This window comes from Dactylosporangium sp. CS-033363 (assembly GCF_050942475.1).
In the GTDB taxonomy this organism is placed as follows: domain Bacteria; phylum Actinomycetota; class Actinomycetes; order Mycobacteriales; family Micromonosporaceae; genus Dactylosporangium.
This window is the reverse complement of sequence record NZ_CP192032.1, coordinates 9,454,554-9,467,513: the sequence shown is the minus strand read 5'-3', so window position 1 is coordinate 9,467,513 and position 12,960 is coordinate 9,454,554. Positions and strand designations below refer to the sequence as shown.

The window sequence follows — 12,960 nt, the reverse complement described above, 5'->3', positions numbered from 1 at the left end:
CCGTCAGAAGCGCTCGGTGGGGCCCTCGACGCCGCGGACCCCGTCCCAGTAGGCCGCCAGCACCGCGATCGAGCGGCTGCGCTGCTCGTGGTTGCCGACGGCCGCGCCGAGCACGGACCTGGTCAGGGTCTTGTAGTGGATCGGCTCGCTGAGCAGCATCCGCTTGAGCGGGCGCGAGTAGTGCTTGCGCACGAAGAGGATCTCGTTGCGGTAGTGGTAGTACTGCGCCCGGGCGCTGGCCGTGTTCAGGCTGCCGCCGCGCAGGTGCCACACCTCCGAGGCGCAGACCAGGCCGACCTTCCCGCCGGCGGCGGCGATCCGGTGCACCAGGTCGAACTCCTCCTTGTAGTGGAAGAACCGCTCGTCGAACAGCCCCACGCGCATGACCCAGGGCACGCTGAGGAACAGCGCCGCGCCGGTCACCACGTCGACCTCGTGCGGGCCCTCGGCGCAGCCGGAGCAGCGGAACGGCTCCACCCGGCCGTTGGGCAGCATCGCGGCGACGAGGTAGGACTCCGTCTCGGGGTCGTCCGGCCGCAGCGACGTCACCTGCCGCGACGCCGACGCCGCGAACCGGCCGGTGTGCTCCAGCAGGGCGGCCAGCGCCGCCGGGCGGGGCACCGCGTCGGCGTTGAGCACCCAGACCCACTCGGCCCCGCGCGCGTGCGCGGCCCGGATGCCGGCGTTCATGCCGCCCGCGAAGCCGAGGTTGCTGTCCAGCTCGACCAGGGTGAACGGCTCCTCGACGAGGGCCAGCCGGGCGAGCGAGTCGTCCTCGGAGCCGTTGTCGACCACGATGATGTCCGGCACCGCGGTGCCGGTGGCGACCGCCCGCAGGCAGCGGATCGTCTCCTCGGCACAGTTCCAGTTCAGAATGACCGCCACGACGTCACTGCGCACGCCCGTCAACCCCGTCAACCCCGTTCATGGTCCGTCGCCGCATCGCCGTGCGGTATCGGTACAGCGCTGTGCACGATAGACCAACGCGGTGACGGCCGGGGGGCCCGGCGACCGTCCGTCAGGGCTGGGTCGAGATGACCTGGATCGCCCCGTTGGGGAACTGGGCGCACAGCTGCACCCGGCCGTTCGTCTGCCGGGCGAAGACGCGCACCGACTGCTCGCCCGGGGGCGGCGGGACCGGCTGCGCCCGCAGCTCGAACGCCGGGTGCACGACCAGGTTCGTGGCCACGTCGGCGAGCCCCTGCACGATCTCGACCAGCGTGGTCGGGTGCGGCGTGCCGATCCAGCCCGCCCGGGTCGGGGCCGCGCTGAGCTGCTCGGCGCTCGCCTCGGGCATGCAGACGTTGGCCCGGACGTTGGACCGGCCCCGGTCGAAGCCGAAGTCGACGGCCGCCGTCGCGCAGTTGAGGATCTTGGTGTCGATGAGCGACCCGGCCGGCTCGGCCGGTTCCGAGCCGAGCGCGAACTGGACGCCGATCTCGGGCCTGGACCCGGAGTGGCTGCCGCCGAGGACGAGGCCGCCGACGAACCGGCAGTCGCTGCGGGAGATCCGCACCCCGATCCCGCCGTTGATGTCCGCGTAGCAGTTCACGCAGCCGATCGCGGGCGCGTCGAGCTCGAACGCCACCCGCTGCCGCATGCCCCAGCCGTGACAGTTCACCATCGACGAGCCGTTGCTCCACCCGGAGAGGTGGAAGCCGCTGCCGCCGTTCTCGAACGAGACGCAGTTGACGAACATCGAGTCGTGCGGGCCGTTGAAGTTGATGCCGTGGCCGTCGTTGTCGTGCGAGCGCACGGCGGTCAGCCGGGCCTCCATCTGGTGCGACGGGTACGGCAGGGCCGGGGTGGCCACCCACTCGCTGTACAGGCCGTCCTGGCGGCAGTTGAGGATCGTCACCTCGGTCAGTTCGTAGCCGAAGCCGTAGATCCGCAGGCCGAAGCCGCCGGACTGGTTCTGTTCCCGATTGCCGTCCAGGACGAGATCGCGCACGCTGAAGTTGCTGATCCCGCCGGAGTCGCCGCTTCCGGTCAGGTGCTCGAAGCCCTCGGACTCCAGGATGGCGGTGCCCGCGCCGGGGCGCAGCCGCAGGACCGTCGCGTCGCCGGCCCCGCGCAGGTGGACCCGCGAGTGCAGGGTCAGCCGGCCGGTCAGGTAGACGCCCGGGGGCAGGTACACGACGCCGCCGGTGGGCTGGGCCGCGTCGATCGCCTTCTGCAGCTTCTCGGTGTCGTCGGTCTCACCGTCGCCGGTCGCACCCATCTCGCGCGCGTCGAGGACGGCCCGGGCGGGCGCGGCGCCGCCGGAGGTCAGGTGGTACGCCGCCGCGGCGGCGCCCGTGACGCCGACGCCCGCACCCACCGCGAGCACGCTGCCCCGGGTCAGCAGCGCCCGCCGGGACGGCGACGGCACCGCGCCGGGCGGGAACCCGGCCCCGGGCAGCCTCGGCCGCACGTACTCGGCCCACCACCATCGCAGGCGGGACCGGAGCACCGCGGTGAATGCGTTCACGTCGGAAGGTTAGTCGATGCGTGGCCCCGGCTGCCGGTGCGGCCGATCGCCGCCCGGCCGCCCGGGACGGTCAACTGTGCCGCTGCCAGAGGTCGCGCAGCGGTTCCCACTTGCCGCCGAGCCCGTCCGCGCAGCTCGCCTCCAGCAGGAGCGCGGCCGCGGCGTCCTCGTCGCGGTCCCACCAGATCCCGCAGACCGACTTGCCGTCGTCGCGCTTGAACGCGTACTCCACGAGGGTGCCCGGGGCCTTGGTGACGCCGCCGGTCATCCGGCTCGGCTCCTTGATCCCGGGGGCGACGGCCGCACCCTCCCCGTTGAGCTTCTGCCGGAAGGCCCGGGCGTTGTCGCGCACCTCCGGCGTCTTGTACACGATGAACTGCGTGTAGACCGGCCCGAGCTGGCACGTGACGTTCTTGAACTCGAAGTTCGGCGGCGGCGCGCTCGCGTCGGTGTGCACGTTGCAGTTGCTGAGCTCGGCCAGCCAGGGCTCCGCGAGGGTCGCCAGCTCGCCGTCCAGCTTCGTCTTGTTGATCTCGACCTGGGCCGCCTCGAACGCCGGCAGGGTGGCGCTGCCGGACGGGGCCGGGGTCGGGCTCGCGGCGGCCGGCGTCTTCTCGGCCGTGCCCGCGCCGATGAAGTACCCGCCCGTGCCGGCGGCCAGCACCGCGACGAGGCCCACGATCAGGCCGATGACGAGGCCGCGCCGGTCCGGCTTCGGCGTCGGCGGGAACCGCAGCTGGTGGTCGCCGGGCGGCGCGTCGAGGGGGCTGCGCTCCGGACCCTGGTCCCAGCCCTGGCCGAACGTCGTCCAGCTCTCCTGGGACGGGGCCGGGGAGTACGGCGGGCCGCTCTGCGGGTACCCGGCCGGGGCGGGCGGGCCGCTCTGCGGGTACCCGGCGGGCGCGGGCGGGCCGCTCTGCGGGTACCCGGCCGGGGCCGGCGGGCCGCTCTGCGGATAGCCGGCGGGCGCGGGCGGGCCGCTCTGGGGATAGCCGGCCGGAGCGGGCGGGCCGCTCTGCGGGTACCCGGCCGGGGCGGGCTGCGAGCTGGACGCGGGGCCCTGCGACCACTGGTCCGCGGCCGTGGGCCACTGCCCGGCCGCCGGCCACTGCTGCTCCGGTCCCGGCGGGGGCACCCACAGCCGGGCCGTCGGAGCCTCGGAATCGGGCAGCGGGGCACCTCCGGCGGGCCAAGGCGCCGGGTTGCGTGCCGACTGATCCTGGGACGCCTCATCGCTCACGTGCGGGAGGGTACCAGCCAGGCGCACCACAGCGGCCCCTGCCTGATCTTCGGGCGGTCGCCGGGGCTCGGCCCGCAATCGGCGGTACCACGCAATCCCGACAATCGACCCTTGACACTGGCCGGGCGCCTGTCTCTAATGTCATGGCCCGCCGAGTCGGCCGGAAACGATCACGCGGCCGGGCTTTTCGCATACATGGGGGTAATGGTGCAGAAGCCGCAGTGTGTCTGCCGGCGTTCCGCTTACAGCTGTGCCGGCAGGCCCGGATGACCCTCGTCACGGGACCCGGCCACGACGACACCGGTCACGACCACCCGGCCGGCCCCGCATCCGGGCTGCTGGCGGGCCGGTCGGTGGCCCTCGTGCACGAGTGGTTCGGCTCGACCGGCGGCTCGGAGAAGGTGTTCCTCAGCATCGGGGACATCATCGCCCACGCCGAGCGGTTCGTGCTGTGGAAAGACGGCGACGCGCACGAGGATTCACCCATGCGTGAGTCGTGGCTGGCGCGCACCCCGCTGAAGGCGTCGAAGGCCCTCGCGCTGCCGTTCATGCCGATGGCGTGGCGCACGCTGAGCCGCAAGGACTACGACGTGGTGATCTCGTCGAGCCACGCGTTCGCGCACACCGTGAAGCTGGGCTCGTCGGAGCGGACGCGGTACCTCAGCTACGTGCACTCGCCCGCCCGCTACGTGTGGAGCCCGCACTTCGACGGCCGGGGCGCCAACCCGGCCCTCGGCCTGCCCCGCAAGGCGCTGCAGGCGGCCGACCTGCGGCTCAGCCGGCACGTGCACAGCTACGCGGCCAACTCCCGCGAGGTGCAGGCCCGGATCCGCCGGTACTGGAAGCGCGACGCGCACGTCGTGAACCCGCCGGTCGACGTCGGGTTCTACGCCGACGCGCCCGCGGCCGACCGGCAGCAGTCGCGCGACTACCTGCTCGGCGTCGGCCGGTGGATCCCGTACAAGAACTTCGACCTCATGATCGAGATCGCGGCCGCCGCGGGGCTGCCGCTGGTGATCGCCGGCAAGGGACCGCAGGAGGCCGCCCTGCGCGGGCTCGCGGCCAAGGCCGGCGTGCCGGTCCGCTTCGAGGTCCGGCCGAGCGACGAGCGGCTCCGCCGGCTGTACTGGGGCGCCCGGGCACTGCTGTTCCCGACCCACGAGGACTTCGGCATCATCCCGGTCGAGGCGCAGGCCTGCGGCACGCCGGTCGTCGGCATCGACGCCGGCGGCCTCAAGGAGACGGTGGTGCACGGCGAGACCGGCTTCCTCGTCGACTCGCTCGACCCCCGGCAGTTCGTGCCGGCGGTCCGCGGGGCGGCCGAGCTGGACCGGGCCCGCGTGCAGGCCGGCGCGGCCGCCTTCTCGCCGGCCGCCTTCGCCGCCAACCTGTCGAGGTGGGTCACCGATGCGACCGGCTGACCGCCCCGCGGACCCCCGATGAGCATGCTCGGCATCGCGATCGTCAACTACCGCAGCGCGGACGACACGGCCGCGCTCGTGCGGTCGATCGTCGCCCACCACGACGACCCGGGCCTCGCCGTCGCGATCGCGATCGTCGACAACAGCGACCAGCCGGCCGAGCTCGCCCCGATCGCCGAGCACGCCCGCCGGCACGGCGTGGTGAGCACCGTGCTGCACGGGCACGGCAACGTGGGGTACGCCGCCGGCAACAACCTCGCGGCCGCCTGGCTGCTCGGCCAGGGCGCCCAGCTCGTGTGGGTGCTCAACCCGGACACCAGGATCGTGGCCGGCCGGCTCGCCGCCGCGGCCGCGACCCTGCGCTCCGGCGGGCCGGTGATCGCCGCCACGACCAGCGCGGCCCCGGACGGCCCCGGCCACCCGGACCTCGGCGCCATCGACCTGTGGACCGGGCGCAGCGGCCGGCCGGGGACCGGTGCGGCCGGGCGCACGCTCACCTACGTCGCCGGGCACTCGGTGCTGGTCAACCGGGAGGCCTGGCTGGCCCTCGGCGGCTTCTCCGAGGACTTCTTCCTGTTCTTCGAGGAGGCCGACCTCGCGGTGCGCTCGGCCCGGCTCGGCATCCCCACCACGGTGGTCACCGGGCTGACGGTCGAGCACGCCGGGGGCGGTTCCACCGGCGCGACCGCCGACCTGCGCGCGAAGTCGCAGATCACGTACTTCCACGCCAGCCGCAGCTGCATGATCTTCTTCCGGAAGCACCACCGCAAGCGGCTGCCGGCGGCCTTCGCCGCCCGGCTCGCGTACGCGGCGCGCGTGCTGCCGGCGGGCGGACCGTCCGCGGCGGCCGCCGTCGTGCGCGGGGCCGTCGCCGGGTTGCGGGCATGAGCGGCGCGCCGCGCGGCGGTGGGGGAGCGCACCGGCAGCCCGGCCCGGACCGGGCGGGGCAGGCGACCTCCGCCGTGCGCAAGGTGGTGGGCAGCGCCACCGTGATGTACCTCGGCGCGCTCGGGATGGCCGGCCTGGCGATCCTGCTGAGCATCGCCCTGCCGCCGCAGGAGCGCGGCCTGCTGGTCGCCACGACCACCAGCGCCTCGCTCGGCGTGGCGATCGGCGGGTTCTCGCTGGAGGCGTTCCTGCTGGCCCAGGGGCGCGGCTGGCTGGGTGAGCTCTCCGGGCGGCGCAGCCTGCTCATCTACCTGGCCACGGTGCCGATCTCGGCCGTCCTGGCCTGGGCCTTCGCGCTGTACTCGGCCGAGGCCTCGCCGCTCGTCGCCGCCGTCGGTGCGGTCTGCATCGCCGCGAGCACGGTGCCGGCGGCGGCCGGGCTGACCCTCGGCGAGTTCCTCAGCGTCTACCGGCACCGGGCCGTCTACGCGGCGGCCGCGCCGCTGCTGTACCTGGTGCTGATCGCGCTGTCGGTGCGGACCGGCGAGGCCTGGCTGCTGGCCTGGCTGGCCTGCCAGGTGACGATGGCCGTCGGCCTCTGGGCGGCCCACGGCGCGGTCCTGGTGCGCATGGGCCGCCGCCGCTCGCGGCACCCCGAGCGGCTCGACCGGATGGCGGTCACCCACGTCGGCGCGATCGCGGTCGCGTTCAACTTCCGCTTCGACCAGCTCGCCCTCGCCCGCTACCAGGGGGCCGACCAGATCGCGGTCTACTCGCTGGCGGTCGCGGCGATCGAGTTCGCCCAGTCGGGCGCGGTCGTGGCGGCCCAGCGGACGCTCGGCGACCACGAGGAGGGCTCCGAGGACCGGATGCGCGGCGTGCTGCGCCGGTCGCTGCTGCTGGCGGTCGGGCTCGGCGCGCTGGTCCTCGTCGGGCTGGCCGGCATCGGGGTGCTCAGCAACGGGTACGAGATGGCCTTCCTGGTCGGCCTGGTCCTGCTGCCGCGCAGCATCGCGGTCGCGGCGGACAAGGTGTTCAGCGCCCGCCTGGTGAACCTGCACCGCGAGCGCACCGCGACGCTGCTGGCCATCGTCACGGCCCTCGCCGCCGTCGTCGGCTACTCCCTGGCCGCGCCGCGGTGGGGGCTCGTCGGCGTCGCGGCCATCTCCTCGGTACTGTTCGTCCTGCACAGCATCGCGGCCGGGGCGGCGCTCCGCGGAGGCCGGCCGGCACCGCAGCGCCGGCCCGAGCCCGCGGCGCCGGAGCCCACCCATGTCGCGTAGCGGCGCCCGGAGGCACTAGCGTGCACATCCTGCTGGTCAGCCACTCGTCGGACCTGATGGGCGCCGAGCTGTCGGTGCTGCCGGTCGTGGCGGAGGCGGTCGCGAACCGCGGCCACCGGGTGACCGTCACCGTGCCGGACGAGGGCCCGCTGACGGCCCGGCTGGCGGCCGCCGGTGCGGAGGTCGCGGTGCTGCCGACCAAGCTGTGGATGGGGCGCCGGTTCAACCCGGTCGTCGGCTCGGTGCGGCTGCTGCAGGCCGCGCTGTCCGCGCCCGGCTACGAGCGGTACGTCTCCCGGCTCAAGCCCGACCTCGTCGTCACCAACTCGGCCGTCATCCCGGCCGGTGCGGTGGCCGCCCGGCGGGCCGGGATCGCGCACGTGTGGGTGGTACACGAAACCCTGCTGACGAACCCGTCGTTGCGCTCGGCGCTGCCCAAGCGCACGCTGACCCGCATGATCGACGATCTGTCGGCGAGCATCGTCGCCGTGTCGGATCTCGTCGCCGAACAGGTCGTGAGCCTGGCGCCCGGCGCCGCGGCGAAGCTGCGCGTCATCCCGCCGGCGATCCCCGCCCGCCCGCTCGCCCCGCCGCCCGCCGGACGGGCCGGCCTGACCAGGCTGCTGCTGCTCGGCCGGCTCAGCGAGGAGAAGGGCCAGCGAGACGCGGTCGAGGCGCTGGCGATCTGCGCGCGGCAGGGGCACGACCTGCACCTGCGGTTCGCCGGCATCGGCGACCCGGCGGCGCAGGAGACGCTGCGCACGCTGGCCGGCACGCTCGGCGTCGGCGACCGGATCGAGATCCTGGGGTGGACCGACGACGCCGACGCGCTCTACGCGTGGACCGACGCCACGCTGATGCTGTCCCGCAACGAGGCGTTCGGCCGGGTCACGGTGGAGTCGCTGATGTCCGGCCGGCCGGTGGTCGGCTACCGGGCCGGCACCACGCCCCAGCTCCTGGCCGACGGCGGCGGCCTGCTGGTGGAGCCCGGGGCGGAGAACCTGGCCCGCGCGCTGTCCGGCCTGGCCGCGGCGCCGCCCGCCTTCGACCGCCTGCGCGCCGCGGCGGTCGACCGGGCCCGGCAGCTCAGCGCGGCACCGCCGGCGGAGCAGCGGTTCGTGGACCACCTCGAAACCGTGCGTGCGGAGGCTTGATGGCCAGGGTCGCGGGGGTCATCGGCTGGGCCGGTCTGGCCGCCTTCGCCCTCGGCGCGCTGGGCGGCTGGAGCCCGAGCCTGCTGGTGGCCCTGTTCGCCGGGGTCGCCGCGCTCTGGGGCCTCTACACCCCGCAGCGGCTCAACTACACGCTCTTCGCCGTCATGTTCCTGGTGCCGGCGACCGTCGACTTCGGCTACCCCACGTACCCGGAAGTCATGATCCTGCTCACCGCCACGGCCATCGCGGTCTACGGCCGGATCCAGCGGTTCGACCCCGCGGAACCGATCCCGGTGGGCAGCCTCGTCGTCTTCGCGCTGCCGGTGGTGTGCGTGCTCACCGCGCTGGCCAACTGGCGCAGCCTGAAGGACGTGCTCATCGGGGTGCTGTCGCTCGGGTGCTACAGCATCATCACCTGGCACGTCGTCGACGAGGCCAGGCGGGACGGGGCGGCGATGCGCCGCCTCGCGCTCGGGTTCGCCTGGCTCGGGGTGCCGATCGCGCTCCTGGCGGTCTACCAGCGGCTGAGCGGCACCTGGCCGGTCCTCGACGAGTTCGCGGTCAGCCCGGCGTTCACCTCGGGCGCGGGCGTGGGCCGCTCCGCCGGGACGATGGGGCACCCGATCGTCTACGGCACGTACTGCATGATGTCGATGTGCGCGGCGCTGGCCCTGCGGGGGACGCTCTGGCGGCTGCCGTTCGCGGCGGGCGCGGCGGGGCTGCTGCTCTCGGGCTCCCGCAGCGCCTGGATCGGCATCGCCTGCGCGCTGGCGTACTGGTACCTGACCCTCGAGAAGAAGTTCACCCGGCGTGGCGTGACCCTCGTGGCCGCGGGTCTGGTGGCCGGCGGCGCCCTGGTGCTGGCCGGGCCGGCGCCCGTGCGCAACGCGGTGGAGCTGCTGCGGGCCAGGCTGACGAACCTGACGCAGCAGGACTCGGCGACCGCCCGCTACCGGCGCTCGGGGGAGGCGTGGGACGGCATCTGGAGCAGCGCCCACAGCGTCGTGTTCGGCGAGGGCGCGGAGGCGCACACCCGGTTCTTCCGCGAGGTCGGCATCGACGACGGGCTCGCCGCCGCGTTCGACAACAGTTTCCTGACGCTCTGGTACGACTACGGCATCGTCGCCGTGCTCGTCCTGTGCGGGCTGCTGGTGTTCGCGTTCGTGCGGTACCGCTCGCCGGCCGCGCGGCTGATGCTGATCGGTTTCGTGGCCCAGATCTACTTCTTCGACTTCTACCTGTGGCCGTGTGCGGCCGCGATGCTCGTGCTCGCCGTCGGCCTGGGCGAGGCCGAACGGGACCGGGACGCGGCCCCGGTGCCGCCGGACGAGCCGCGCCATCCCCTCCGGCTGGCGTTGCTGCGATGATCGTCCCTGGCCGCGCGCACCGGCACGCCGCCTTCGATGATCCGTTCCAGTTGAGCCGAGGCGAGGGTCGACCATGAAACCGTCAGGGGGATCGGCACCGGGCGGGCTGTTCTCGCGGCTGACCGGCTTCCCGGCCGGCACGGGCGGAGACGGCGTCGCGGCGTTGTCCAAGCGGCAGTGGACCCGGCTCACCGCGGCGCACCAGGTCCGCGCGGTCGTCGCGCACCGCTGGGCGGTCGTCGTGCTCGCGCTGCTCGGGGCGGCCGGAGCCGGGGCCGTCACGCTGGCCCAGACGCCCGTGTACTCCTCGACCGTCCAGCTCGTGCTCACGGCGAACTACCCGGCCAAGGACATCGACCAGGTCAGCCGGGGCAGCAACTACGTCCTCCAGCGGATCAACACCTACGCCACCATCGCGAACAACTCCGGCGTCGCCAAGGCCGTCATCGACAAGCTCGGCCTGCCGTACTCCGGCGAGCAGCTCATGGCCAACGTCACCGTGACGACCCACGCCGGCTCGACGGCCATGGAGATCAGCGTCCGGGACACCTCCGCGCAGCGGGCCAGCGACATCGCCAACGCCTACGGCGCGGAGTTCCCGGCCTTCGTGGGCAAGCTGGAGACGCCCGACTATGTGGACACGGCGCCGATCCGGGTGTCGGTCACCACCCCCGCGACCGTCCCGGCCGCCCCGGTGAGCCCCGACCCGGTCGCCAACGTCGCGCTCGGCCTGCTCGCCGGCCTGGGCTGCGGCCTGGTGCTCGCCGCGGTGCGGTACGCCCGGGTGCGCACGGTGCGCGACGAGCGCCACGCCACCGAGATCACCGGGCTGTCCCTGCTGGGCGCGCCCGCGGTGGACCGCGCCGCGCCGCTGCTCGGCGCCGACCGGGCCGCGACGCCCGCGGCGGAGGCGTTCCGCCAGATCCGCACGAACGCCCGGCTGCGGGCCGCCGGTCAGCGGCTGACCAGCATCGCGGTGGTGGGCTCGGTGCCGGGCGACGACGCCGCGGCGGTCGCGGCGAATCTCGCGCTGACGTGGGCGCGGGCCGGGGACACGGTGGTCCTGATCGACGGCGACTTCCGCGACCCGAGCCTCCCGGGCCTGTTCGGAGTGCCGAACGGGACCGGCCTGGCCGACATGCTGAGCGCCGGGACTCCGGCGAACCATGCCCTGCAGCAGGTGCAGCCGGAGCTCCAGCTGTTCCTGCTGGCGCCCGGCACGCCGATGCCCGGCTCCGCCGAGCGGCTGCTGCGCACCAACGAGCTGACGAAGCTCATGGAGTCGTTCCGCCGCGACGGCGCGTTCGTCGTGCTGCTCGCCCCGCCGCTGCTGGCCAACGCCGACACCCTGGTGCTGCTCAGCGCCACGGACGCGGTCGCGGCGACGACGCGGGTCGGGTTCACGCACTCCGATCGGCTGGCGGCGGCGCTGCAGGTGCTGCAGGCGATCCGGGCCAACGTGCTGGGCATCGTCGCGACGCGGCCCTGATCCTGGGCGACCGTCAGGGCGGCTTTGCCGAGCCGCCCCGACGGAACGGCTCAGTTCGTGCCGAGCTGCACGATCGCCTGGGTGTCGTCGCGCCGGACGGCGTCGTACAGCGCCTTGTCCTTCTCCTCGTCGGGGAGCACGACGCTCTCCGACCCGATCATCCCGGTGCCCTTGGTCGGGTTGGTGTGGAAGGTCAGGTTCTCGCTGCGCAGGTGCCGCAGGCTCATCGCGGTGTCGATGGGGTTCAGCGTGTCGTCGACCGTCACCGCGTCGGCGGTGGCGCGCAGGAACGAGTTGAGCCGGACCGGGTTGCTCAGCAGGTCGCCGGAGGCCGCCTTGTTCAGGATGGCCTTGATCACCTGCTGCTGGTGGCGGATGCGGGCGAAGTCGCCGTCCTTGAAGGCCTTGCGCTCGCGGGCGTAGTCCAGCGCCGCGGCGCCGTCCATCGTCTGCATGCCCTTGTCGAAATGCCGGAGGCTGTTGGCATTCAGCGAGGTGACTGAGGTGAAGCTCTCCTCCACCTCGATGTCGACCCCGCCGAGCGCGTCGACGATCTCCTTGAATCCGGCGAAGTCGACAATTGCCACGTGGTCGATGCGGACGCCGGTGAAGCCCTCGACGGTCTGCACGACCAGCGGCACGCCGCCCCACGCGAATGCGGCGTTGATTTTGGCGTGCGTGTTGCCGTACTTGCCGTTCTTCGCCTTCGGGATGTAGGTCCAGGTGTCGCGCGGAATCGAGATCAGGTGCGCGCCGGTCTGGTTCTTGTCCAGGTGCATCAGGATGATCGTGTCCGCGCGCGAGCCGTCGGAGGAGTTCGGGTCGCGCGAGTCGCTGCCGAGGATCAGGTAGTTCGTCGCGTTGATGGCGGCCGCCGGCTTGTCCGGGCGGGTGTCCTCCGGCACGTCGTCGAAGGCCTCGACGCGCTTGACGTCGGAGTTGACCGAGCGGTAGTAGAGGCCGGCCGAGGCGAGCCCGCCGCCGAGCAGGACGACCAGGATGATCGCGGCGATCAGCCAGAACCGGCGGCGGCGACGGCGGCGAGCCGTGCGGGTGCCCTTCTTCGGCGGGTCCGCCGGGCCGTCGTCGTCGAGGTCCGGGAGGTCGTCGTGGCTGCCCGCGGCCTGGCGGCCGATCCGTCCGGTGGTCGACCGGCGGTCCCCGGCCCACGAGGAGTCCGCGCGCGGATCGACGACCTCGGTGTCGTCGTCGAACTGAGGGCGCCGCGCGGACCGTTCTCGGTTAGGCATGGCGAGGATGATACTGACTCCGGCGGCCCGGCCCTGTCCCGTCGCGGGGCCGCGGACATCACATGCAGGTACAAATTATGTTTTGTCCGTGTTTCCCCTTTTCCGTATTACCCGAATCCGGATCAACCGGCAGTCGGCGTGGCCTGGGATTTCGACCACCGTCGACACGTTAAGTCCATTCTCATTTCACGCAGCGTAGTTTTGCGGTGCTGCTCAATGGCGCGGGAAGGCACTGGTGGGCAGGTCACGGGGCCACTATCATCCCCCGGTGATTCATCGCTTTGATTGACCTAATACACGGGGGCCATAGCATGCAACCAGGCGAGCCTTGGGCTGGCCATCGGGTGATGCCCGATCCACCTCGCGACCGGTCGGATCCGGTCCTCGACGTGCCACAG

General features: G+C 73.3%; 10 protein-coding genes. 6 read left to right on the top strand and 4 right to left on the bottom strand.

The features are described 5' to 3' along the window. Positions 1-3: 3 nt before the first annotated feature. The 3 genes from ACQPZ4_RS43625 to ACQPZ4_RS43615 form a co-directional block, all read right to left on the bottom strand. Positions 4-900, bottom strand: a complete 897-nt coding sequence (locus ACQPZ4_RS43625; RefSeq protein ID WP_433050128.1) for a glycosyltransferase family 2 protein — start codon at positions 898-900, stop codon at positions 4-6. A gap of 118 nt (positions 901-1,018) precedes the next feature. Continuing rightward, positions 1,019-2,470 (bottom strand): glycosyl hydrolase family 28-related protein, encoded by a 1,452-nt coding sequence (locus ACQPZ4_RS43620; protein ID WP_433050125.1) that lies wholly within the window; start codon positions 2,468-2,470, stop codon positions 1,019-1,021. 70 nt (positions 2,471-2,540) lie between these two features. Then, a complete protein-coding gene (locus ACQPZ4_RS43615) occupies positions 2,541-3,710 on the bottom strand; it encodes a hypothetical protein (protein WP_433050122.1) in 1,170 nt (389 codons plus the stop codon). A 266-nt stretch (positions 3,711-3,976) separates the two neighbouring features. Here ACQPZ4_RS43615 and ACQPZ4_RS43610 point away from each other — a divergent pair, with 266 nt between their 5' ends. From ACQPZ4_RS43610 to ACQPZ4_RS43585, 6 genes are all read left to right on the top strand, one after another. After that, the gene (locus ACQPZ4_RS43610; RefSeq protein ID WP_433050120.1) at positions 3,977-5,131 is read left to right on the top strand and encodes a glycosyltransferase; all 1,155 of its coding nucleotides are present in this window, start codon (positions 3,977-3,979) and stop codon (positions 5,129-5,131) included. 18 nt (positions 5,132-5,149) lie between these two features. Further along, complete coding sequence (locus ACQPZ4_RS43605; RefSeq protein WP_433050117.1) at positions 5,150-6,019, top strand: glycosyltransferase family 2 protein; 870 nt, start codon at positions 5,150-5,152, stop codon at positions 6,017-6,019. Continuing rightward, positions 6,016-7,302: a lipopolysaccharide biosynthesis protein gene (locus tag ACQPZ4_RS43600; protein WP_433050114.1), complete on the top strand. Its 1,287-nt coding sequence runs from the start codon at positions 6,016-6,018 to the stop codon at positions 7,300-7,302. The genes ACQPZ4_RS43605 and ACQPZ4_RS43600 overlap by 4 nt, the downstream gene beginning before the upstream one ends. A 20-nt stretch (positions 7,303-7,322) precedes the next feature. Beyond that, complete coding sequence (locus tag ACQPZ4_RS43595) at positions 7,323-8,456, top strand: glycosyltransferase family 4 protein (protein WP_433050111.1); 1,134 nt, start codon at positions 7,323-7,325, stop codon at positions 8,454-8,456. Continuing rightward, positions 8,456-9,823, top strand: coding sequence for an O-antigen ligase family protein (locus tag ACQPZ4_RS43590; protein ID WP_433050108.1), 1,368 nt, complete (start codon positions 8,456-8,458; stop codon positions 9,821-9,823). The genes ACQPZ4_RS43595 and ACQPZ4_RS43590 overlap by 1 nt, the downstream gene beginning before the upstream one ends. A 73-nt stretch (positions 9,824-9,896) precedes the next feature. Further along, positions 9,897-11,312: a Wzz/FepE/Etk N-terminal domain-containing protein gene (locus ACQPZ4_RS43585; RefSeq protein ID WP_433050105.1), complete on the top strand. Its 1,416-nt coding sequence runs from the start codon at positions 9,897-9,899 to the stop codon at positions 11,310-11,312. 50 nt (positions 11,313-11,362) lie between these two features. Here ACQPZ4_RS43585 and ACQPZ4_RS43580 read toward each other — a convergent pair whose 3' ends face one another. Beyond that, positions 11,363-12,328 (bottom strand): LCP family protein, encoded by a 966-nt coding sequence (locus ACQPZ4_RS43580; protein WP_433066943.1) that lies wholly within the window; start codon positions 12,326-12,328, stop codon positions 11,363-11,365. Between the last annotated feature and the right edge of the window lie 632 nt (positions 12,329-12,960).

Coding starts and splice junctions, on each gene's coding strand:
- ACQPZ4_RS43600 (WP_433050114.1), top strand. CDS start 6,016: ATGAGCGGCGCGCCGCGCGGCGGTGGGGGAGCGCACCGGCAGCCCGGC.
- ACQPZ4_RS43610 (WP_433050120.1), top strand. CDS start 3,977: ATGACCCTCGTCACGGGACCCGGCCACGACGACACCGGTCACGACCAC.
- ACQPZ4_RS43590 (WP_433050108.1), top strand. CDS start 8,456: ATGGCCAGGGTCGCGGGGGTCATCGGCTGGGCCGGTCTGGCCGCCTTC.
- ACQPZ4_RS43585 (WP_433050105.1), top strand. CDS start 9,897: ATGAAACCGTCAGGGGGATCGGCACCGGGCGGGCTGTTCTCGCGGCTG.
- ACQPZ4_RS43605 (WP_433050117.1), top strand. CDS start 5,150: ATGAGCATGCTCGGCATCGCGATCGTCAACTACCGCAGCGCGGACGAC.